General features: G+C 57.5%; 25 protein-coding genes. 16 read left to right on the top strand and 9 right to left on the bottom strand.

Translation table 11 applies throughout. The features are described from left to right. Position 1: 1 nt before the first annotated feature. From ACXAEW_RS07880 to ffh, 6 genes are read right to left on the bottom strand one after another with little or no spacing between them, the layout of a single operon-like run. Positions 2-283 (bottom strand): chorismate mutase, encoded by a 282-nt coding sequence (locus tag ACXAEW_RS07880; RefSeq protein ID WP_474943007.1) that lies wholly within the window; start codon positions 281-283, stop codon positions 2-4. A gap of 19 nt (positions 284-302) precedes the next feature. Further along, positions 303-905 (bottom strand): GNAT family N-acetyltransferase, encoded by a 603-nt coding sequence (locus ACXAEW_RS07885; RefSeq protein WP_474940802.1) that lies wholly within the window; start codon positions 903-905, stop codon positions 303-305. Next, positions 902-1444 carry a GNAT family N-acetyltransferase gene (locus ACXAEW_RS07890; RefSeq protein WP_474940803.1) on the bottom strand — a complete coding sequence of 181 codons (543 nt, stop codon included), beginning with the start codon at positions 1442-1444 and terminating at the stop codon, positions 902-904. Before ACXAEW_RS07890 ends, ACXAEW_RS07885 begins: the two co-directional genes overlap by 4 nt. After that, positions 1441-1989 (bottom strand): GNAT family N-acetyltransferase, encoded by a 549-nt coding sequence (locus ACXAEW_RS07895; RefSeq protein WP_474940804.1) that lies wholly within the window; start codon positions 1987-1989, stop codon positions 1441-1443. Before ACXAEW_RS07895 ends, ACXAEW_RS07890 begins: the two co-directional genes overlap by 4 nt. Beyond that, positions 1986-2531, bottom strand: a complete 546-nt coding sequence (locus ACXAEW_RS07900) for a GNAT family N-acetyltransferase (RefSeq protein WP_474940805.1) — start codon at positions 2529-2531, stop codon at positions 1986-1988. Before ACXAEW_RS07900 ends, ACXAEW_RS07895 begins: the two co-directional genes overlap by 4 nt. Continuing rightward, the gene (gene ffh, locus ACXAEW_RS07905; RefSeq protein WP_474940806.1) at positions 2532-4055 is read right to left on the bottom strand and encodes a signal recognition particle protein; all 1524 of its coding nucleotides are present in this window, start codon (positions 4053-4055) and stop codon (positions 2532-2534) included. A gap of 370 nt (positions 4056-4425) precedes the next feature. Here ffh and ACXAEW_RS07910 point away from each other — a divergent pair, with 370 nt between their 5' ends. From ACXAEW_RS07910 to ACXAEW_RS07930, 5 genes are all read left to right on the top strand, one after another. After that, positions 4426-5394, top strand: coding sequence for a polyketide cyclase/dehydrase (locus ACXAEW_RS07910; RefSeq protein WP_474940807.1), 969 nt, complete (start codon positions 4426-4428; stop codon positions 5392-5394). 173 nt (positions 5395-5567) lie between these two features. Beyond that, positions 5568-6095: a prolyl-tRNA synthetase associated domain-containing protein gene (locus tag ACXAEW_RS07915; protein WP_474940808.1), complete on the top strand. Its 528-nt coding sequence runs from the start codon at positions 5568-5570 to the stop codon at positions 6093-6095. A gap of 108 nt (positions 6096-6203) precedes the next feature. Then, positions 6204-7079, top strand: coding sequence for a LysR family transcriptional regulator (locus tag ACXAEW_RS07920; RefSeq protein ID WP_474940809.1), 876 nt, complete (start codon positions 6204-6206; stop codon positions 7077-7079). Positions 7080-7108: 29 nt separating this feature from the next. Next, the gene (locus ACXAEW_RS07925; protein WP_474943008.1) at positions 7109-7987 is read left to right on the top strand and encodes a DMT family transporter; all 879 of its coding nucleotides are present in this window, start codon (positions 7109-7111) and stop codon (positions 7985-7987) included. Between the two features lie 23 nt (positions 7988-8010). Continuing rightward, positions 8011-8856: a transglutaminase domain-containing protein gene (locus ACXAEW_RS07930; protein WP_474940810.1), complete on the top strand. Its 846-nt coding sequence runs from the start codon at positions 8011-8013 to the stop codon at positions 8854-8856. Here the strand turns inward: ACXAEW_RS07930 and ACXAEW_RS07935 are convergent. Continuing rightward, positions 8853-9203, bottom strand: a complete 351-nt coding sequence (locus ACXAEW_RS07935) for an ArsR/SmtB family transcription factor (protein WP_474940811.1) — start codon at positions 9201-9203, stop codon at positions 8853-8855. The genes ACXAEW_RS07930 and ACXAEW_RS07935 overlap by 4 nt on opposite strands. Positions 9204-9287: 84 nt before the next feature. On the opposite strand from ACXAEW_RS07935, the gene ACXAEW_RS07940 reads away from it, so the two are divergent. The 7 genes from ACXAEW_RS07940 to ACXAEW_RS07970 all read left to right on the top strand — a co-directional run bounded on the left by ACXAEW_RS07940 (position 9288) and on the right by ACXAEW_RS07970 (position 14061). Beyond that, a complete protein-coding gene (locus ACXAEW_RS07940) occupies positions 9288-10175 on the top strand; it encodes a DMT family transporter (RefSeq protein WP_474940812.1) in 888 nt (295 codons plus the stop codon). Positions 10176-10385: 210 nt separating this feature from the next. Beyond that, positions 10386-10724, top strand: coding sequence for an AtpZ/AtpI family protein (locus ACXAEW_RS07945; protein WP_474940813.1), 339 nt, complete (start codon positions 10386-10388; stop codon positions 10722-10724). A 27-nt stretch (positions 10725-10751) separates the two neighbouring features. Further along, on the top strand, positions 10752-11555 hold the full coding sequence (locus ACXAEW_RS07950) for a F0F1 ATP synthase subunit A (protein ID WP_474940814.1): 804 nt from the start codon (positions 10752-10754) through the stop codon (positions 11553-11555). Positions 11556-11617: 62 nt separating this feature from the next. Next, positions 11618-11842 carry a F0F1 ATP synthase subunit C gene (locus tag ACXAEW_RS07955; RefSeq protein WP_008562443.1) on the top strand — a complete coding sequence of 75 codons (225 nt, stop codon included), beginning with the start codon at positions 11618-11620 and terminating at the stop codon, positions 11840-11842. 86 nt (positions 11843-11928) lie between these two features. Beyond that, positions 11929-12516: a F0F1 ATP synthase subunit B' gene (locus ACXAEW_RS07960; RefSeq protein ID WP_474940815.1), complete on the top strand. Its 588-nt coding sequence runs from the start codon at positions 11929-11931 to the stop codon at positions 12514-12516. Between the two features lie 4 nt (positions 12517-12520). Then, positions 12521-13084, top strand: a complete 564-nt coding sequence (locus tag ACXAEW_RS07965; RefSeq protein ID WP_474940816.1) for a F0F1 ATP synthase subunit B — start codon at positions 12521-12523, stop codon at positions 13082-13084. 146 nt (positions 13085-13230) lie between these two features. Beyond that, positions 13231-14061, top strand: a complete 831-nt coding sequence (locus ACXAEW_RS07970; RefSeq protein ID WP_474940817.1) for a phosphate ABC transporter ATP-binding protein — start codon at positions 13231-13233, stop codon at positions 14059-14061. Positions 14062-14064: 3 nt separating this feature from the next. Here ACXAEW_RS07970 and ACXAEW_RS07975 read toward each other — a convergent pair whose 3' ends face one another. Next, positions 14065-14835, bottom strand: coding sequence for a FadR/GntR family transcriptional regulator (locus ACXAEW_RS07975; protein WP_474940818.1), 771 nt, complete (start codon positions 14833-14835; stop codon positions 14065-14067). Between the two features lie 158 nt (positions 14836-14993). Between ACXAEW_RS07975 and ACXAEW_RS07980 the strand changes: the two genes are divergently transcribed. The 4 genes from ACXAEW_RS07980 to ACXAEW_RS07995 all read left to right on the top strand — a co-directional run bounded on the left by ACXAEW_RS07980 (position 14994) and on the right by ACXAEW_RS07995 (position 20866). Further along, a complete protein-coding gene (locus tag ACXAEW_RS07980; RefSeq protein WP_474940819.1) occupies positions 14994-16208 on the top strand; it encodes an aminotransferase-like domain-containing protein in 1215 nt (404 codons plus the stop codon). A 250-nt stretch (positions 16209-16458) separates the two neighbouring features. Continuing rightward, positions 16459-19914, top strand: a complete 3456-nt coding sequence (locus tag ACXAEW_RS07985) for a chromosome segregation SMC family protein (protein ID WP_474940820.1) — start codon at positions 16459-16461, stop codon at positions 19912-19914. Between the two features lie 58 nt (positions 19915-19972). Further along, complete coding sequence (locus tag ACXAEW_RS07990; RefSeq protein WP_474940821.1) at positions 19973-20455, top strand: YbjN domain-containing protein; 483 nt, start codon at positions 19973-19975, stop codon at positions 20453-20455. A 54-nt stretch (positions 20456-20509) separates the two neighbouring features. Then, the gene (locus ACXAEW_RS07995) at positions 20510-20866 is read left to right on the top strand and encodes a hypothetical protein (protein WP_474940822.1); all 357 of its coding nucleotides are present in this window, start codon (positions 20510-20512) and stop codon (positions 20864-20866) included. A 5-nt stretch (positions 20867-20871) separates the two neighbouring features. On the opposite strand, the gene ACXAEW_RS08000 is transcribed toward ACXAEW_RS07995, so the two are convergent. Continuing rightward, on the bottom strand, positions 20872-22041 hold the full coding sequence (locus ACXAEW_RS08000) for a lytic murein transglycosylase (protein WP_474940823.1): 1170 nt from the start codon (positions 22039-22041) through the stop codon (positions 20872-20874). Positions 22042-22048 lie beyond the last annotated feature (7 nt).

The raw sequence follows: 22048 nt of genomic DNA on the forward strand, positions 1-22048 counted from the left end.
GTTATTCCTGGTGTTTTTTATGGTGCTGAATGACTTCAGCGATAATGAAGTTCAGAAACTTCTTGGCGAACTCGGGGTCCAGGTCGGCCCGTTTCGCCAGATCTTCAAGACGCGCGATCTGTTGCTCCTCGCGAGAGGGGTCAGAGGGCGGCAGGTCGTGTTCAGCTTTGAGCCGACCCACAGCCTGTGTGTGTTTGAACCGTTCTCCCAGCGTGTAGACTAGGATTGCATCCAAACGGTCGATGCTTTCGCGGTGACCCTTGAGGATGTCTGCGGCGCGCATTGCGTCATCGGGTGCAGTGTCAGTCAATGGCCCATCCTTTTGGTTTGAACAGGGGGTCAGCATAGTGGCTGATTTCCATTTCGATACCATGCGCAAGCTGGCTGTCGAGCAGATCAGCAGGTGCTGGGTGTCGATATACGGCATCGTTGCCGTCAACGGTTGCGGCCTCTTTGTCCTTGGTTGCACCCAGACGTTCCGCAAGGCGGATCGAATCCAGGTTTTTGGGGTCAATGTAGCTGACCGCTGTTTCCCAACCTAGGGTTTTGTAAAAATAATTCCGTGCCGCATGGGTTGCTTCCAGCGCGTATCCTTTGCCGGCAGCACCCGGCCAGATGATCCAGGCGATCTCGGCCTCGGGCCAGCCTGCGGGCCGCCAGCCGCCGGCCATGCCGAAGGTCTCGTCGCTGATCTTGTCGTGGATCATCCACATGCCAAAGCCGCGCACCTGCCAATGACCGATCTCAGCCGCGAACAACATCCAGCTTTCGTAAGCGTTGAGCGGCCCGCCCATAAAACGCGACCGGTAGGAGGCGAATGTCGCCTCAAAATTCGGATAGGCCTCGGCGGTGGGGCCACGCAGGATCAAGCGCTGGGTTTCGAGTATCGGGATCATGGTGGTCATGCCGCGTTCCCCTCATTGGTGTTTTCCAATGGGTGACGCCAGATCTGGCAGGGTTTGCCAAAAAATTCGCGATCGCGTTCATGGGTCGCGCCAAGACGAGAGACCAAGGCCGCAGATCTGGCATTGTCTGGGTCGATGTATGAAATCACCCCGTCCAGCTTGTACTCTTGTGCACCAAAGGCACGTGCGGCGCGGGCGGCCTCAAAAGCATATCCTTTGCCTTCGGCCCCGGCATAAAGCTGCCAGCCCAGTTCGGGTTCGTCCCAGCCTTCGTGATAGATAAAGCCAACACGTCCGAGTGGTGTATCGTCCTTTTTGTCGGCGATCATCCACATGCCATAGCCACGCAGGACCCAATGGCCGATCCCGGAACAATAGCCGCGCCATGCGTTTGGGCGGTCTTGAGGGCCACCGACATATTTCGCACGGTCGGACGCCATGAACTCCGCATGCGCGTCAAAATCCTTTTTACGCGGGGCGCGCAGAACCAGACGTTGAGTTTCCAGTTCCGGGATCGGCAGGGTGAAAAACGCGCTCATGCGGCACCTCCTGCGATCAAACTGTCCCGGCTCGGGTGGCGATAGATCAAGGCGGGTTTGCCAGAAGGTGTGGACCAGTCGTCCTGCTCAAGCGTCGCACCAAGGCGTTCGGCCAACCGGATAGACCGTGTGTTTTGCGGTGCGATCACGCTGATAAGCGGATCCCAACCAAGGGTGTCATAGGCATAGCCGCGTGCGGCACTTGCGGCTTTGAATGCAATGCCCTTGCCCTCAAATCCTGCAAAGGCACGCCAGCCCAGCTCGACCTGCAGCCAGCCTTCCGGGTTCCAGAACCCCGATTGACCTGCGATGAGCCCGCTTGCCTTGTCGACCACAGTGAACAGGCCATAGCCGTGCAGCACCCAATGCCCGGTCTCACATGCAAAGCTGCGCCAAGCGGCTGCGCGATCCAGCGGGCCACCGGTCATATGGCTGCGGTCACTGTTCATAAAATCGGCGTAGGCGTCGAAATCACTGGCCTCGGGTGCGCGCAGCAGCAGCGTGTCGGTTTCGATCACCGGATATGAAAGCTGGGAGAGGCTCACGCGTAGGCCTCCACCGATCCGTCGACATCCGGGGCCGGGTGGCGATAGACACCTGTGACCTCTGGCAAATCCCCTAAAGCGAGGGGGGCGGTTTCGTCACGGGTCGCTCCCATCCGCGTTGCCAGCGCAACCGATCGCGTATTGGCGTGGTCGATGTAAGAGACCAGAGTTTCCAGGCCACAGGTTTCAAAGGCAAAGTCGCGCGCGGCGCAGGCGGCTTCGTACATGTAGCCTTTGCCCTCGCCCGCGGGCAGGACCATCCAGCCCAATTCAACCTCGGGGTAATGATCGGGTTTTTGCAGCACCACCTGACCCAGCATGCGGTCATCCGACGGGGTAGTGACGGCCCAAGAGCCAAATCCAAACAGTGCCCATTGCGCCACATCAGACGCAAAATAATCCCAGGCCGCGCGCCGCGAGAGCGGGCCGTTCATGTATTGCGCGCGGTCAGAGGCAAAGATTTCGGCATAAGCCTCGAAATCCTCGATCCGATGCGGGCGCATTATCAGGCGCTGGGTTGCTATGGTGGGCGCTTGGGTCACTTATTTCTTTTTCCCAAATCCAGACAGGCCGCCGGGCAGGCCCATGCCGCCGCCGAGACCCGGCAGACCACCGGGCATGCCGCCTTTGCCACCCATGGCTTTGGCTGCGGCTTCCAGTGCTTTGGGATCCAGCTGGCTGGGGTCCATGCCGCCCATATCGGGCATGCCACCTTTGCCGCCCAGCATGCCTTTCATGGCCTGCTTCAGCATTTTGCCTTTGCCCATTTTGGACATCTTCTTCATGACGTCCGACATCTGGCGGTGCATCTTCAGCAATTTGTTCAGCTCGGACACTTCCAGACCTGCACCGGCCGCGATGCGCTTTTTGCGGCTGGCCTGCAGCAGCGCGGGGTTGGCGCGCTCTTTTTTGGTCATGGATTGGATCAGAGCGATCTGGCGGTTCAGGACCTTGTCATCCATGCCGCTTTCTTCGACCTGTTTGGCCATTTTACCCATGCCCGGCATCATTTGCATCATGCCCTGCATGCCGCCCATCTGCTGCATCTGTTCAAGCTGCATCTTCAGGTCGTTCATATTGAACTGACCCTTCATCATGCGCTTCATCATCTTTTCGGCTTTTTCAGCCTCGATGGTTTCCTGGGCCTTTTCAACCAGCGCAACAATGTCGCCCATGCCCAAGATCCGACCAGCGATCCGGTCGGGTTCAAAGGTCTCGATGGCGTCCATCTTCTCGCCGAGGCCGACAAAGCGGATCGGCTTGCCGGTGACCGCGCGCATCGAAAGCGCCGCACCGCCGCGACCGTCACCGTCCATCCGGGTCAGGACTACGCCAGAGATGCCAACCTTGGCGTCGAACTCTTCGGCAACCTCAACGGCGACCTGACCGGTCAGACCGTCGACCACCAGCAGGGTCTCGCGCGGTTGAACCGCGTTGCGGACCTCTTCGACCTCGCCCATCAGGACTTCGTCAATGTGCAGACGGCCTGCGGTGTCGAGCATATAGACATCATAACCGCCCAGCATCGCCTGTTGTTTGGCGCGTTTGGCGATATCGACCGGTTTCTGGCCCTGAACAATCGGCAGCGTGTCGACACCGATCTGGGTGCCCAGAACCGCCAGCTGGTCCATCGCCGCCGGGCGATAGATGTCGAGGGAGGCCATCAGGACCTTTTTGCCCTCTTTCTCTTTCAGGCGTTTGGCCAGCTTACCGGTGGTGGTGGTCTTACCAGAGCCCTGCAGACCGACCATCAGGATCGGGGCAGGCGGGTTGTCGATTTTCAGAACGCCGGGATCAACGTCACCGCGCAGGGTGTCGACCAGCGCATCATGCACGATCTTGACGACCTGTTGGCCGGGGGTGACGGATTTGGTGACAGCCTGGCCGGTGGCCTGATCCTGCACCTTTTTAATGAATTCGCGGGCGACCGGCAGCGAGACGTCAGCTTCCAGAAGGGCGACGCGCACCTCGCGCAGGGCGGTTTTGACGTCTTCCTCGGACAGGGCACCCTGTTTGGTCAGCCGGTCGAAGACGCCGGATAGGCGTTCGGATAGATTTTCAAACATGCCCGCGGCCTCCTTTGCCGGTTATCGGTTGTGCCCCTAGATGTAAGGAGCGGATGATCCATACGCAATCGCCAGAAGTGTATCGCCTCAACGTAAGGGCGAGCCAACCGCAAGCGCCCCCACGGGCGTAACACGCTGGTGGAGGGCGATCCCTGACAATGGTCGGGGACCGGAAGATTTAGATTCTTCCGGATGTAGGGGGTCGCGTACGGGTTTTGCGGCCGTGAGTCAAGCTTTTGCCGCTGCGTTTTGCCGATCCACAATCCTGTGATTGGCCTTTGGAACGCTATGAAGTCATAATCCAGGAATTCTTTTGAGACCTGACATTTTACGGCACTGAATTTATTTTTTGATCTGGATAACTTTAGCTATGGAAAAACTTCGGGAATTTATTTGGGTTGCCTTCAAAGTCCTGTGGCCCGCGTTTGCCTTGGCGGGTGGTCTTATTGGCGTTTATTACGTTGTACTCCTGCTTGGAATTCCGACCATCGGTTCTGCCTTTCTGCTCGGGTTCCCGATTTTGGCGAGCTTTGTGATCTTGAAGTTACGCCCAAAGGGGCAGGCACACACGCTGGTGAAAGCAATCGCCTTTTTACTTGGGACCATGATGTTGTCCATTTTGGGCACAAATATTTCCGGCCTCGAAGGCTTGCTCTGTGTCGCCATGGCAATCGGGCCGCTTCTGTTTGGAACCCTGTTGGGTGGGGCGATCTATGTCCTGTACCTGCGCCAGAAGGAAGCAAAACGCAAAGGCGCAAATCTTGTCGTCATAATGCCCCTGCTTGCGCTGGTGGCATTGGATGGCGGTTTGAAGAGCATGGGGCCCACGGTCCACTCGATCTCGAACGAGATCGAAATCGCCGCACCGCCCGAGGTTGTGTTTGGTATGCTGAAGTCGATCCCTGATATCAAGCCCGAGGAAGTGCAGACTCGGTTCTCGCATCTGTTGGGTGTGCCCAAACCGACCGAGGCGCGCTGGGTGAGCGGTCCGGAGGGTGTCGTGCGGCATTCCCATTGGGGGCCAGAGGTTCATTTCCAGGAACGCATTGTTGAGGTCGTGGAAAACCGCAAGATTGCCTGGGAGTTCGAGTTTCCAGAGGGCTGGATATCGGAGCGGATCGAAGACCCGCATGTGCGTGTTGGCGGTGAATACTTTGACGTCTTGTCGGGGGGCTATGTCTTGCAGGACCTGGATGGGCGGACCCGTCTGACCCTGACAACCCGCACATGGGATCATTCTGGTCTGGGGTTCTACGCAACATATTGGCACCATTTCTTTATCGAAGACTTCCACGAGGTGGTGCTGGAACTGGTCAAGTCACGGGTCGAGGCATTGTGACGATGTAGCCGCTGGTGGGGGGAGAGCATGCCTCCGGTTGGCCTCTGTTCGGGCGCTTGTGCCTCTAACGGTGCAGTTGGGCGTGTGGATTTCGCGGGTCAACAGGTGCTGGGCTTGTCAAAACTGGGGCTGCCGATTAGTGCGAGACACAGCATATTTCGGGAGCCCACAGTATGGATGCATCTTCTCTTTATCAGGACAGCTTGCCGACAACATCAGATGTTCTTTTGTCGCAACTGGATGCGCTTGGGATTGCTTATGTTTTGCACAGGCATGTGCCATTGCGCACGGTGGAGGATGCCAAGTCAGTAGAAGCTGAGCTGACCACTCCTGGGGAGAAGGCCTTTCGGATCAAGAACCTTTATCTGCGGGACCGGAAGAAGCGCAATCATCTGGTGACGCTGGAACAGGATCGCGAGATTGACCTGAAGGCGCTGGCGGCAGAGCTGGGTTTGGGTAACCTGTCGTTTGGTTCAGCAGACAGGCTGTTGGAAAATTTGGGCATTCGGCCGGGCGCTGTCAGCCCGCTTGCCATGGTCAACGGGGTCCCAAATGGGGTGACCTTCTATATGGATCGCGCAGCGCAAGAGGCGGATGTGATCTATATGCATCCGCTGGTGAACGACCGGACGGTTGCCATGGCTCGGCAGGATCTCATGGAATGGTTTGACCGGATTGGATGCACGGTTCACTGGATCTGATCCGCAGCGACCGGTGACAAGCACGCAGCCAGACGTTGCGCATATGGGATAAGCACTTATATTCGCGCACGTATAATACATATTTAGGCGCGAGTGGCGGAGAGTATGATGGATAATTGGGACGAGGTTCGCACCGCCTATCAGGTTGCACGTATGGGAACCGTAAGCGGCGCCGCCGAAGTTCTGGGCGTGCATCATGCCACTGTCATACGCCATATTGATGCAATCGAAGCCCGGTTGGGTGTGAAACTGTTTCAACGCCATGCGCGTGGCTACACGCCCACCGAGTCCGGGCAGGATCTTTTGCGGGTGGCGCAGGCGACCGACGACCAGTTCAATCAACTTGTCGGACGGCTGAAGGGGCAGGGCGATGATGTCTCGGGTGAGCTGGTCGTGACCTCGGTTGAAAGCATGTCAACGCAATTGGTGCCTGTTTTGACGCGCTTTCAGGAGCAGCATCCCGGCTTGACCATCCGCTTTTTGACCGGCGCGCGCCTGTTCCGGCTAGAATATGGTGAGGCACATGTGGCGATCCGCGCAGGAGCCGTCCCGGATCAGCCAGACAATGTGGTGCAGCCATTCCGCAATCAGAACTTCGCGCTTTATGCGCATCGCGACTATCTTGCGCAGAACGGCCCGTTTGAAAGCCCCGCAGATATGGAAAACCATCGGTTTGTCACGGATGATGAAGCGGTTCCCAAAGCGCCTTTTTCCCGCTGGATGCGCAATCATGCGCCAGAGGGGACTGCGAATTTCCGGGTCAGCCATATGAACTCTATGGTGCATGCTGTGCGTTCGGGGGCTGGCATTGGCTTTATTGCCTGCTGGGAAGCTCAGCAATATCCGGAGCTGGTGCAGGTCATGGCCCCCTTGGATGAATGGCAGGCCCCCTTGTGGATCGTGACCCATGTCGATCTGCATCGAACCTCCAAGGTCCAGAGCTTCCTGACCTTTTTGAAGGCTGAGGCCAAAACGTGGGCTTGAGCCGCGCGGAATGGCAAGGCCATGCGGCAATGCTGGCGTTTTCCATTCTGGTGAGCGGTTCCTTCTCGCTTGGTGGTCAAGTTGCAGATGAGATTGCCCCGTCGGCGCTGAATGCGCTGCGCTTTGCGGTGGCTGCGGCCATTGTGGGTGCGTTGGTGGCGGTAACATCGGGCTTTCGCGCCGACAATTTTCGCGCGCCCTGGCGGTTTCTGCTGATGGGCACAATCTTTGGTTCGTATTTTCTGTTGATGTTTCATGGGCTCAAATATGCAAGCGCTGTGAACACCTCTGCAGTCTATACGCTGACCCCCATTCTGACGGCAGGATTTGGCTGGCTTTTGCTGCGCCAGGTCACCACCGCACGAATGGCTTTGGCTTTGGTGATTGGAGCGCTGGGCGCGAGTATTGTGATTTTCCGGGCAGATTGGCAGGCGTTTCTGCGCCTTGAGATCGGCAAGGGGGAGACAATCTTCTTCTTTGGTTGCGTGGCACATGCTGTTTACACACCGCTTGTCCGCAAGCTGAACAGGGGGGAGCCTGCGACCAGTTTCACCTTTGGCATGTTGGTCGCGGGGACCGTGGTGCTGACGCTGTTTGGCTGGGGGGATATTCAAAGGACAGACTGGAGCGCATTGCGGCCAATGGTCTGGGTCACCATTGTCTATCTTGCGATTTTTGCCAGTGCGGCGACCTTTGTTCTGTTGCAATTTGCCACTCTGCGGCTGCCCTCGGCCAAGGTGATGGCCTATAACTACCTGGTTCCCAGCTGGGTAATCCTGTGGGACCTGTGCTTCGGGATCGCGCCTCCGACCGGTCTGGTCTATTTGGGTCCAGCTTTGTCGATCTTTGCGCTTTTGTTACTGCTGCGTGGTGAGCCGGTTCATGTCGCCGATACAAAACGCGCCTAAGACTTCGGTTGGATCAAGATCGGATGACGAACATGATAGAGCTGACCCATCGTTTTTCGGCGCCCATAGGCACACGGTTTACAGCTCCGATGGGGATGATGACGCCGCATGCCGCGCCCGTTCGGTTTGCGATCGAAGGAGCTTCGGTCAGTGCCGTTGGCGTTCCCTGCTGTGGGCAAATGCTTGCGTTGGGGCAATCAGTGGCATCCGAGGTTGCCGTTAAGGTTCGGTTTGCCGCCACGGGCCCAGCCTATCCAGAGCAGATGTTTGCCCCCACAAACAGCCGTTACACCCGAAGTGCGGCGGCTTTGGCGGGGGAAACTCAGGCGATTGCGGAGGCGGCCGGAGGTGGAAAGGCCGGAATTCTGGCGATTGTGAACCACGTGGCGGGCTTGTTTGAATATGGCCATCCGGAACAGCGCTTCTATGACGGTCAGGATCAGCTGCCGCATCTGTGCGGTCTGGCCGAGGGGTCTTGTGTGGATATCAACGCCTATCTGATCGCAGCCCTGCGCACGGCAGGGTATGAGGCGGGGTATATCTATGGGGTTTTTGTGCCCGAAGAGAAAAAGACCTGGGCGGTTGACGGGCATTGCTGGGTGGTGACCCGCCATGCCGGAGAGTATCAAGAGTGGGATATTGCGCATTTCCTGAAGATGGGGCGGCGCGATATCGAACCCGGTCTGAACCCAAAACCTGGTGTGCGTCTGCCGATGGCGCATTCGATGGGCTGGACGGTGCCGGAACTTGGGATTGAGGACTTCAAATTGATGGGGCTACCGCTGCATTTGGCAGAAGATGGCGTGCGAGATTTCCCGGATATGCGCATTTCGCTCAGCGGGTATGAGGAACTGGCAGCGCGGGCTTAGGCCTCTGACGCGGCTTCGGGCTGCGCGTCGTTCAGTTCTCTTTCCAGAAACCGTTCGAAGTCATCGAGGTTTACCGGTTCAAACTGACCAAATCCCTGCATCCAGACTGATGCAGCGCGCAGGGCATCCGGCTGCAGCTTGCACCATTTGACCCGCCCGCGCTTCTCCTGCGCGATAAGGCCCGCACGGGTCAGGATCGACAGATGTTTGGAAATCGCAGCCAGCGACATTTCAAACGGCTCGGCCACGTCTGTGACGGCCATGTCGTCCTCTAACAGCATTGTCAGGATCGCCCGGCGGGTGGGGTCGGCCAAGGCCGCAAAGACTGTATCGAGGGTGTCGCTCATGAGGTTCACATCTAAACCGCAAGCTTCGGATCGACAATCCTGATTACGAGGTGGATAAGACCGGGGTACAATAGGAGAGTTGCCATGGCATTGCGGTATTGGCTGATCATTGTCCTGCTTGGCATTGGCTGGGGCATGTCGTTTATGTTCAACGCAATCCTGCTGCGGGAGGTTGGGCCTTTTGTCGTCTCGGCCGGGCGCGTTGGTCTTGGGGCCTTGGGCTGCTGGGCTTATGTGCTGCTAAGCGGTGCGCGCTGGCAGCTGCCGATCCGCAGGCTTGTGGCGCTTTTGGCATTTGGCGGGCTGAGCTATGCGGCCCCTTTTACCTTTTACGCGTTGGGGCAGCAGCATATCGCCAGCGGTGTGGCTGGGATCGTGAACGCGACAACCCCGGCCTTTGCAGTATTGGTGGCGCATTTCTGGCCGAATGAAGAGCGCGCGACCTGGCTCAAATCGCTTGGCGTCTTATCCGGGATTGTCGGGATTGTGGTTCTGTCCTGGCCTTTGTTGTGGGGCGGGCAGAGCTCAGCCGTCTGGGCCATTCTGGTGACCCTTGGCGCGCCGCTCTGCTATGCGTTTTCCGTCAACGTCGCGCGCAGTTTCCGTGACATCGCGCCTGTGGTTCTGGTGTCCTGGGCCCTGACCGGAGCGACCCTGTGGCAGTTGCCGCTTGTGGTACTGTTTGATGCCGTTCCCGGCACGTTGAGCGTTGCGGCATTGGGCGCCTTTGCAGTGATTGGGTTTATCCTGACCTCGGCGGCCTTTATCCTGTTTTACTGGGTGCTGCCAAAAGTGGGGCCAACCAATATGACCCTCCCGACAATGATCGCACCTGCCTCCGCGCTGTTCTTTGGGAGCTGGGCGCTGAGCGAGCCATTGGGCATTGCCCATGGTGCCGGACTGGCGGCAATCCTGTTTGGCCTCTTGCTGATTGACGGGCGGCTGTTCAAACGAGGCGGGGTCCGGCTTTGAATGGTAAAATCAACCAAACGGTTGAATATAGGTTTTGAGCGCAAACAGGGGATGGTGGACCTGCGGTGGTCATTCCTGGGATTTTGAGACCTGCATTAAGTTGTTGTATTTAAACAGATTTACGTGCGTCTTTTTGGTGAATCTGGGTCGTTGACTCTTGAACCGCCACCCCTTAGCAACCATGACAGAATTCGCGTGAGGATGGTGCCCGTGATTGACGACGACCAAAAGCAGCGCTTGGCGCGGCTGGAGGCGCGGTTGAGCGAGGCGCGTAAGGCCCAGGAGCCCAAGCCGCGCACGGAGGAACATTATACGATGGCCAATCAGGCTTGGCGTATGGTGACGGAATTGGTGGCCGGTTTGGTGATCGGCCTTGGCATCGGATACGGGTTGGACGTCCTGTTCGGGACAATCCCGATCTTTCTGGTGACCTTTACATTGCTGGGTCTGGTGGCGGGTGTCAAAGTGATGATCCGCAGTGCCAACGAGATCCAGGACACGAAACTGGCCGAAGAGGCCAACGAAAAAGAGACGCAAGGCCGGGATTGATCCCCCGGCGACAGGAGACACGGGACGATGGGCAAGATTTTCTTTTATGTGGCGCTCGCCGCGGTCGTACTTTCGGGGCTGCTCTTTGCTCCTGAAAAGGCTGGTCTGGCAATTCACCCCACCGACCAGTTCCTGGTGACTCCGCTGTTTGGCGGTGATCATGTTGGTATGATGACCCCGACAAACGTGACCTTGTGGATGGTTGTCGCGGTTGTTGCGATCTTTGCTCTGCTGGTTCTTGGCTCCTCGGGCCGCGCGATTGTCCCGTCGCGTGCTCAGTCGATTGCCGAACTTGCTTATGGCTTTATCTACAAGATGGTCGAAGATGTTGCCGGTAAAGATGCCGTCAAGTTCTTCCCCTATATCATGACCCTGTTCATGTTCATCGTGACCGCCAACTTCCTTGGCCTGATCCCGATGTCCTTCACTACAACCTCGCATTTCGCGGTAACTGGCGTGCTTGCGATCCTGGTATTTGTGATCGTCACCATCACCGGTTTTGTCCTGCACGGCGCCAAGTTCCTGTCGCTGTTCTGGGTCTCCTCCGCGCCCTTGCCGCTGCGTCCGGTTCTGGCCCTGATCGAGGTGATCTCTTACTTCGTGCGCCCCGTCAGCCTTTGCATTCGTTTGGCTGGTAACATCATGGCGGGCCACGCTGTTCTGAAAGTTTTTGCGGGGTTTGCCGCAGGTCTGGGACTGTTCTCCTTCCTGCCGATCTTCGCCATCAGCGCCTTCTATGCGCTCGAAGTTCTCGTGGCCTTCATTCAGGCTTACGTTTTCACCATTCTGACCTGCGTGTACCTGAAAGACGCGCTGCATCCGTCGCACTAAGCCACGGTTTGCAAAGGTCCGAACTCTAAATCCGCAACTTCCAATCGTAAGGAGATTTCACAATGGAAGGCGAACTCGCACACATCGGCGCTGGTCTGGCTGGCATGGGTACTGGTATTGCTGCACTGGGTGTTGGCAACGTAGCAGCTAACTTCCTGGCAGGCGCACTGCGCAACCCTTCTGCAGCTGCATCGCAGACTGCAACCCTGTTCATCGGTATCGCATTTGCAGAAGCTCTGGGCATCTTCTCGTTCCTGGTTGCTCTGCTGCTGATGTTCGCCGTCTAAGAACCTTCGGAACCTTTTTCCTTACGGCCGGGCGGGATGGTTTGCCATACCGCCCGGTGTAACGGCAAGTTCCTTAGGAGGACGACATGGCATCAAACTCGCATGACGCAGGTCACGGTGCTGCAGACGCAGCCCACGGTGCCGCTGACGCCGCGCACCACGCAGCAGATGCTGCGCATGGTTCGGGCGGTATGCCGCAGCTGGACTTCTCGACTTATGGTAACCAGATCTTCTGGCTCCTGGTCGCTCTTGTCGTGATCTACTTCATCCTGTCGCGCATCGCGTTGCCCCGTATTGCGGCAATTCTTGCTGAGCGTCAGGGAACCATTACAAATGACCTGGCTGCGGCCGAGGATCTGAAAGCTAAAGCTGTTGAGGCGGAAGACGCCTATAACAAAGCTCTGGCAGAGGCCCGTGGTGAGGCGCAGCGCATTGCTGCCGAAACCCGTGCTGCGATCCAAAAGGACCTGGACGCGGCCATTGCAAAGGCAGACGCCGAAATTGCAGCAAAAGCTGCGGAATCGGAAAAAGCCATCGCCGAAATCAAAGCGGGCGCTTTGGAGGCTGTGCAAACTGTTGCAGCTGACACCGCAGCTGAGCTGGTTTCTGTCCTGGGTGGCAAGGCGGATGCAAAAGCAATTGCAGCTTCGGTTGCTGACCGGATGAAAGGATAAGGACATGCGCACTGTTATCGCTCTTGCCCTGACTCTGGGTGCAGCAAGCCCTGCTCTGGCTGCTTCTGGCGGCAAATTCCTGGCGCTGGACAACACCGATTTTGTTGTTCTGCTGGCGTTTCTGCTGTTTGTCGGCATTCTTTTGTACGTCAAAGTTCCGAGCCTTTTGGGCAAGCAACTGGACGATCGCGCTGAAGGTATCCGCAAGGAACTGGACGAGGCGCGCGCGCTGCGTGAGGAAGCTCAGACCATTCTGGCCTCTTACGAGCGCAAGCAGAAGGAAGTCAGCGAGCAGGCAGATCGGATCGTTGCAACTGCACGTGAAGAAGCCACTGCTGCTGCTGAACAGGCCAAAGCGGACCTGAAAGTCTCGATCGAACGTCGCCTTGCTGCGGCTGAAGATCAGATTGCATCTGCCGAAGCATCTGCGATCAAGGAAGTGCGTGACCGGGCAATTGACGTTGCCGTAAGCGTTGCGGATGACGTTATCTCCAAACAGCTGTCTGCTGGTGAAGCAAACAAGCTGATTGATGCGGCTATCGCGGACGTCGAAGCCAAGCTGCACTGACCCTTGGTCCTGAAGTATGATTTAAGATAACCCGGCCTTTGTGCCGGGTTTCTTTTTTGCAGATTTGTGAATTTTTTGTAACAACGTGCTTTGTTAACGATGCCGCACCTTCGGGAATGTTAAACCCCCGGAGGATTAAACTGCGAATGAATCACTTGAATATGCTAGACGCGCACCCTCTTGCGGCTACTCCGGCTTTACGGCCGTTGTCGAAACATGCGAACCTTGTGGTTTCGATCAGGCAGCTTGGCTTGAACATTGGCAACCGGGCGGTACTTCACAATATCTCCTTTGATCTTCACGCTGGCGAAGTGCTGACCTGTGTCGGGACCCATAACGCCGGGAAGTCGGAGCTGCTGCGCTGTATCAACCGTACCGCAGAAGAGAGGCGGGCCGTCAGTCAAAGCGGGCAAATCCTGGTAGACGCCCGGGACGTGATGGATCCGACCTGGGACTTGCCACAGCTACGACGTATGGTCGCCTTGGTGCCGCAGCAGGCCAACCCGTTTCCCTCTTCGGTTTGGGAGAATATGCAGTACGCGCTTCGTCTTCACAGGCTGGTGGAGTCAAATGCGGATTTGACGAACCGGATTGAGGCGGCGTTGTGTGAGGTTGGGATCTGGGATCAGGTCAAGGACGGTTTGAAACGGGACCCTGTTCATCGCATGGTCCCCGAACTCCAGCGATTGGTCTGTATCGCACGTGCGCTTGTTCTGAACCCTCGTGTTTTGCTGCTGGATGAACCGTCAACCGGGCTTGGGGGACTCGACTTGAACCGACTCCACAGGCTATTGGCCCGGGTTAAACGGCGGGCACCTGTCCTGATGGTCACTCCGTCCTTGCAGGTTGCGGCCTCGGTGGCCGACCGGATTGCGCATCTTGATGCGGGACATCTTCTCGAGCTGGATACGGCTGAGCTGGTTTTGACCAATCCCCAGAATGCGATCACGAAGGCTTTTGTCGAATCCCAATGCTGATCCTTAGTTTAGCCCGGCTTCCTTTTGCAGCTTCTGACGGGCAATTTCGGCATTGCGCTGTGTTTTCTGGTCTTCCATCAGGCACAGTTTAACAAAGTCCAGATGGGCCTCCACGGCCTCTCGTGCGGCGCGTGCGTTGCGCGCTTGCAGGGCATCATTGATCGCCTTGTGCTGATCCAGCAGAGATTCACGACTGGTATCACGCTGGAACATAATGCGGCGGTTATAGAAAACCCCTTGATGCAACAACTCCAGCATAGAGCGCATCATATGCAGCATCACCACATTATGCCCGGCGTCCATGATGGCCGAGTGAAACTGTGCATCGAGTTTCGCCGCCTCTTCAGACATCGCGGGGTCACCAGCGGCAGCCATGCGATCAAAGATAGACTGGATGACTTTTAGGTCTTCGTCAGAGCCCATCCTGGCCGCGCGCTCGGCGGCGAGTCCTTCGATATCGCGCCGAAATGACAGGTAATCAAACACTGCTTCGTCATGGCGCGCAAAAAGATCCACCAGGGCTGGCGAAAATGCAGAGCCGAGAACATCCGCGACATAGACACCCGATCCGGCTTTGGCCGACAAAAGCCCGCGATCCTGGAGCTCTGCCAGTGCGTCACGCAAAGAGGGGCGGGAAACTCCCAGGCGTTCTGCCAGATCACGTTCCGCGGGAAGGCGGTCACCGGGTGTCAAAACCCCGCGCAGGATTAAAAGCTCAATTTGGCGAACAACAGACGCAGAGAGTTTTGCGGCTGTGACTTTCTGGAAGGGCATGTGGGTCCCGAAATTGAAAAATTGGTCAAATCATAGGACCACATTAGAGCCGAAGGCTCAAGTTCCTGGCAATCGGCCCATAGGATGCTTTTAGGTCAGAAATATTGACTTAATGGCGCGAATCTCATAGAAAGGAGACATCAACGCAAAGGTTAGTCATGGATTTCGGACATAAATTTTCGTCCCGTAGTGAAAAGATGAAAGCATCGGAAATTCGGGAGCTGTTGAAGCTGCTGGACCGTCCGGGAGTAATTTCCTTTGCGGGTGGGATCCCCGATCCCATGCTGTTCCCTGTCGGAGCGCTTGAAAAGGCGAGCGAAGCGGCATTGTCTGGACCGTCCTCTGCAACTGCGCTCCAGTATTCGGTCAGCGAAGGTTTTCTGCCGTTGCGTCAATGGATTGTCGAACATATGGCGCGACTGGGTGTCGCCTGTGAGATCGACAATGTCCTGATCGCGTCGGGCTCTCAGCAGGCGTTGGATTATCTGGGTAAATTGTTTCTGTCGCAGGGCGACACGGCCCTTGTTCAATGGCCGACCTATTTGGGCGCGTTGGGGGCCTTCAACGCGTATGAGCCGCGATTTGACCGCCTTCACCCGCGGGATAACAGGACGTCTAGGGATATTTCGGCAGAGGCGGCAGAACGGGGCAGCACGGTAAAATTTGCCTATGTCACGCCGGAATTTGCCAACCCAACCGGGATCACACTGACCCGTGAGGAGCGATTGAATATTCTGTCACGCGCCGAAGAGCTGGACGCGATGGTGATCGAGGACGCGGCCTATCAGGGCTTGCGGTATGATGGCGAACCGGTGCCGCCAATCCTGGCATTGGAACAGGAGAAGGGCGCTGCGATGGACAGCTGCCGGACGCTGTACTGCGGGACCTTCTCCAAGACCTTGTCCCCCGGTCTGCGGGTTGGCTGGGTTGTCGGCGCGCGGGCATTGATTGATCAGATGGTACTGATCAAACAGGCGTCGGACCTGCATTCCTCAACATTGAACCAGATGATGGTGGCGGACGTGGTTCAGCAGGGCTTTGATGCCCATATTGGCAAACTTGTCGAAAGCTATGGTGCACGCCGTAATGAGATGCTTGACGCGCTTGCGCGAGAGATGCCCGAAGCTGTGCAATGGAGCAGGCCGGAAGGAGGCATGTTTATCTGGTTGACGCTGCCAGAGCACATCGACGGCGCCGAGCTGCTGCGGTGGACGTTGGATACACATAATGTGGCCTTTGTGCCGGGGCAGGCGTTCTTTGCCGATGGCAGCGGTGCAAATACTCTGCGGCTCAGCTTTTCCTGCGCGTCGGCGGATCAGACAAAGACAGGGATCCGACGGTTGGGGCAGGCGATCAGACATTTCATGGTCTAGGCATTTCAACTGGCAGTTTTCTGACCGAAGCTGCCGCCTGCCGTTGCAGAGCCGTTCAATCCACGCTAGACGCCTGTGCTGAACCACCCTGTGGGGCTTTTTTTGATTGGATTGCACCAATTCAATGCGAGTTATCCACAAGATATAGGGTGTAGACCCCGATTTCAGGCTTTATATGGGGCGCGGCCACGTTGACAGCTCCCTATCAATTGGCTGAGATCACTGTTGAGTGTTGTCGAAAGAGGTCAATTTGCGCTTTTCCAAGCTTCGGTTGAACGGATTCAAAAGCTTTGTCGATCCGACGGAACTGATTATTGCTGATGGTCTGACAGGGGTTGTGGGCCCGAACGGGTGCGGCAAGTCCAATTTGCTGGAGGCCCTACGCTGGGTTATGGGCGAAAATCGCGCCAAGGCCATGCGTGGTGCAGGCATGGAAGATGTTATCTTTGCCGGTGCAAGCGCCCGCCCTGCGCGCAACTTTGCGGAAGTGAGCTTGCTTATCGACAACAGCGAGCGCCTGGCCCCTTCGGGATTTAATGACGCGGATCAACTGGACATCGTGCGCCGGATCACGCGCGATGTGGGGAGCGCCTATAAGGCCAATGGCAAGGACACCCGCGCGCGGGATGTTCAGATGCTGTTTGCGGATGCCTCTACGGGGGCGCATTCGCCATCCTTGGTGCGGCAGGGACAGATCTCTGAACTGATCAATGCAAAGCCAAAGGCCCGTCGCCGAATTCTGGAGGAAGCTGCAGGGATTTCCGGCCTTTATCAGCGCCGTCACGAGGCTGAGCTGAAGCTGAAGAACACCGAACAGAACCTGTTGCGGGTCGACGATGTGATTGAACAATTGGCTGGCCAATTGGGTCAGCTTGCGCGTCAGGCGCGTCAGGCCCAGCGGTATCGCAGTATTGGAGAAACCCTGCGCCATGCCGAAGGAGCGCTGTTGTATCGTCGCTGGCGCGAGGCCGATGAGGCGCGGCTGGGGGCCGAAGACGCGCTGCGCCTTCGGGTCACTCAGGCGGCAAAGGGGGAAGCTCTGGCGCGGGCCGCAGCTGAAAAACGCGGCCAAGCAGACCTGAAGCTGCCTCCCTTGCGTGAAGAAGAGGCAATTGCAACAGCGATCCTGCAACGTCTGGTCGTGCAGCGCGATGCGCTATCGGATCAGGAAGCACAAGCCCGTCAGACGATTGAGACGCTGAACAATCGTATTCGCCAGTTGGGCGCGGATATCGACCGTGAGAGCGGTCTGAACCGGGACGCGGGTGAGACGATCGAACGTCTGGAATGGGAACAGCGGGAGCTGGAAAAAGCGGGTGACGGTCAGGATGACCGGCTGTCTGAGGCGGGCGAGTTGATGCGTAATGCGACAACCGTTCTGCAGCGGCGCGAAGATCACCTGTCTCAGGTCACCGAAGATGTGGCGCGTCTTGCGGCCCGCCACCAGTCAGCCCGTCGTCTGGTCGAAGATTGCAGGCGCGCAGCAGAACGGGCCTTGGCAGATGGCGCAGCAGCACGTGGTGCAATGGATGCGGCGCGTGAGGCATTGGCGCAGGCCAAGGATCGCCGCGACTGTGCAATCGAAACCGAAGAAGAAGCACGCGCAGCCTCCGAAGAAGCCGAGGATGCACTGGCCGCTGCCGATGAAGCCCGGACCGATACGCAGGCGCGTGAAGCTGAGGCTCGGTCCCAACGGTCCGAGATTGATGGCGAATTGGGTGCATTGCGGGCCGAGGCAACAGCTTTGGCAAAACTTGTGGAACGCGATACGGCCGAAGGTGGTCAGATCCTTGATGATCTGCGCGTGGCACCTGGATATGAAAAAGCACTGGGGGCGGCTTTGGCCGATGATCTGCGTGCGCCGCTGGCGGATGTGGATGGGCCGTCGGGCTGGGTGACCCTTCCAGCCTATGACCGCGAAGCCAGCCTTCCAGAGGGTGTAAAGCCGTTGGCTGTGTTTGTATCAGGACCCGAAGCCTTGTCCCGGCGGATGACACAGGTCGGTGTGGTGGAAGGTGATCTTGCACGTCAGATGCAGCCGCGTCTGCGCCCGGGGCAACGTCTTGTCACGCTTGAAGGGGATCTGTGGCGCTGGGACGGGTATCGCACCTGGGCCGAAGACGCACCAAGTGCTGCCGCCCTGCGATTGGAACAGATGAACCGTCTGGAGGCGTTGAAACAGGACGTCGCCCGCGTTGAGGCGCGTGCTGAAGGTCTGGCGTCTGCGCATGAGGCATTGGTGCGCAAGCTGGCTGAGGTCACGCAAGCAGACCACGCCGCGCGCCAGGCGCGCAAGGCTGCGGATCAGCGGGTTGCGGATGCGGCACGAGCCCTCAGCAAGGCTGAAGCGGATTGCAATCTGGCAGAGGCCAAGCTTGAGACCCTTGCGGTGGCCATGGCGCGCCACGAGGAAGATGCCGAAGCCGCGGGGGAACGTCTGGCCGAGGCACAGGAAGCTGTGGAGGAGCTGGGCGATCTGGAAGCCGCCCGCTCTGCCGTGGAAGAGGTCAAGCACAGCGTTGAAGCGGCCCGGATCACCATGATCAGCCATCGCTCTGCCCATGATGAGCTGCGCCGGGAAGGGGAAGCGCGCATTCGCCGCAAGCAGGAAGTGATCAAGGAGCTGTCGGGGTGGAACCATCGCCTTGAAACGGCAGGGCGCCGGATTTCCGAACTGGCAGAGCGCCGCGATGCGAGCCAGGATGAGCTGGAAGAGGCCATGGCCAGACCAGCCGAGATCGAAGAGAAACGTGATGAGCTGAATGCCTCGATCGAAGAAGCAGAGGCGCGTAAATCCGCGGCAACCGAAACGTTGATCGCTGCCGAAGCTGCGCTGCGTGAAGCGACCCAGCACGAGAAGGAGGCGGAACGTCTCGCCTCTGAGGCGCGGGAAGAGCGGGCGCGGGCAGAGGCCTTGACCGACAGCGCGCGCGAAGCGGTTCAGGCCGCTGCGGGTCGGATTATCGAAGATCAGCAGGTGACGCCTCAGGCTTTGTTGGAGCGTCTGGCAGTTGATCCTGCTGATATTGAAGAAATTGATGTTCTGGAGGCGCAGGTTGCGCAGCTGAAACGACAGCGGGATTCGCTTGGTGCTGTGAACCTGCGGGCCGAAGAGGACTCCCGTGAGATTCAGGCCGAACATGATCAGCTGGTCGCTGAGAAAAGCGATCTGGAAGAGGCGGTCAAAACTCTGCGCGCGGGGATTTCCAGTCTGAACCGGGAAGGCCGCGAACGTCTGCTGACCGCTTTTGAGCAAGTGAACAGCAGTTTTTCCATGTTGTTTCAGCATCTGTTCGGAGGTGGTGAGGCCAATCTGGTGATGGTCGAAAGTGACGATCCGCTGGATGCCGGCCTGGAGATCATGTGCCAGCCGCCGGGTAAGAAACTGTCGACCCTGTCGTTGCTCTCGGGTGGGGAGCAGACACTGACCGCGCTTGCACTGATCTTTGCGGTGTTCCTGTCGAATCCGGCGCCCATCTGTGTTCTGGACGAGGTCGATGCCCCCTTAGATGATGCAAACGTCACGCGATTCTGTGACCTGCTGGACGAGATGTGCCGCCAGACAGATACGCGTTTCTTGATCATTACGCACCATGCGGTGACAATGGCGCGGATGGATCGTTTGTTTGGTGTGACCATGCAGGAACGAGGTGTGAGCCAGCTTGTGTCGGTCGATTTGAAAAAGGCAGAGGCACTGGTCGCGTAAGTGTATTCAGCATAACGTCTCTTTTGCGGGCGTCGTGTCGATTTGGAAGGATAGTTTTATGAACAAGATTTTTGGTGTAATCAGTGGCGTTGTATTGGGGGCCACATGCGTTGTTGGTGCGGCCCAGGCGGAGCAAGCGAATGTAACCGCGTTGACGTCCGACAGCCTTGCTGCGTTTCTGCAGGCCGAAGACATCAGCTATGAGCTGGAAACAGATGATGTCGGGGATCCCAAGTTCACCATTGATTATTATGGGATCGAATTCTCGGTCTTCTACTACGGCTGCCGCGACAATGTGGACTGCGACGCGATTCAGTTCTTCTCTGGCTATAATGTGAACGGCGGCATTCGCCTGTCCAAGATCAACACTTGGAACACCGAAAACCGTTATTCCCGGGCCTATCTTTCGGACGAGGGGGCTGTCTGGGTGGAACACGACCTGTTTTTGGGCCGCCACGGGATGCACCCGGATGATTTTGCGGGCGCTATGGGAGCCTGGGCCGGTGTTCTGAAAGAATTCGAAGAGTATATCGACTGGTAAGCGCGTCACATCAACGTGACCCCTGTTTCATGGTTTCCCGCGTAAGGTTCAGCCATGAAACATCTTCTGCTCCCGTTTATGCTCTGCTTGCCCGTCCCGGCTGTTGCCGGGGACTGGGCATTACGCGCTACTGATCGCCGGTTTTCACCGGATGAGCTGGCCACGCTTTCGGGGCGAATCTTCGTGTTTTTTGATGATGGTGAGGCGATCTATGGCTTAGATGGGGCCTATTCTTATACCTATTCACCCGAAAACGGAGGCGGCACGGCTTGGGGCAGCTACCGTATTGCAGCAGACGGTAGCGTCTGCGTGGAATTTGTCGGCGGTGCCTCGCGTTGTGACATCTATGTGCACAGCGGGTCGCGCATTGTCCTGATCACCGAAAAGGGTGAACGTTTCCCAGTCCGCTGACAAATTCAGAGCTGGTTGAGAAGGCTGGCTGTCGGCCAGGCATCAGCAGGAAGGCCCAACCGCATCTGTTCGGCGCGGACGGCGTTGCGGGTTTTGGCTCCGAGGATGCCATCAATGTCACCCACGTCATACCCACGCGCTTGCAGACGTTTTTGTAGCGCTTTCATCTGGGAGCCAGACAGGCCGACGTCCGGGTTCCTTGCGTCATAGACCGGAGCGCCTTCAAGCCGCGTGGCAAAATAGGCTGCGGTAAGGACGTAAGTAAAGCTTTGATTCCAATCGAAATATACGTTGAAATTTGGATAGGCGAGGAAGGCCGGACCTTTGTGGCCTTGGGGCAGGATCAGAGATGCCTGCATATCTTCAAACGGTAAGTCTCCAGAGCGCGCCTGCACGCCGACCTCGCGCCAATAAGACAGTGAATGGCTGCGCGCGACGCCTGTTTCTGTCAGATCCAGGTTCTTGGGGATGCGCACTTCCTGGAGCCAGGGTTGATCGGGCGTCCAGCCCAGCCCAGACAGCATCTTTGCCGCTGACATCAACGCATCGGGAGCGGAGGTTTTCAGCGTTACGTGCCCATCACCATCTGCGTCGACACCGTTTTCGATAATGTCACGCGGCAGCATCTGAACCATGCCGATTTCACCAGCCCAGGCACCGGTAGTTTTGGCCGGGTCAAAATCCCCATGTGAGTACAGTTCCAGCGCGGCAAAGATCTGCGGGCGAAACAATTCGGGGCGACGACAGTCATGGGCCAGCGTCACCAGTGCGTTACGGGTATTAAAATCCCCCTGAAACGCACCGTAGTCTGTTTCAAATGCCCAAAACGCCAAAAGTACACCGCGATCAATGCCATAGGTCGTTTCGATCCGGCGGAAAATGCTGTCAAATTTGGATGACATGGCCTTGCCACGATCAATCCGGTTCTGAGAAATCAGACGGCGCGAGAACTCGATAAAGGGTTTTTGAAAAACACCCTGCGCGCGGTCGGCTTTCAGCACTTTGGGGTCTTGTTGTACGCCACGGAAAAAATTGTGAACGGTCTTTTGCTCAAAGCCCGCATTGACCGCCTCGTTCTTGAGGTTCATCACAAAGTTCGAAAAACTGCCGCCACATTGGGCCGCCGCCGTCAGCGGAGCCAGGGTGAGGGCAAGGGTCAGAGGCAAAAAACGCATCGAGTCG

It is taken from the genome of Epibacterium sp. ABZ3_068, assembly GCF_056159265.1.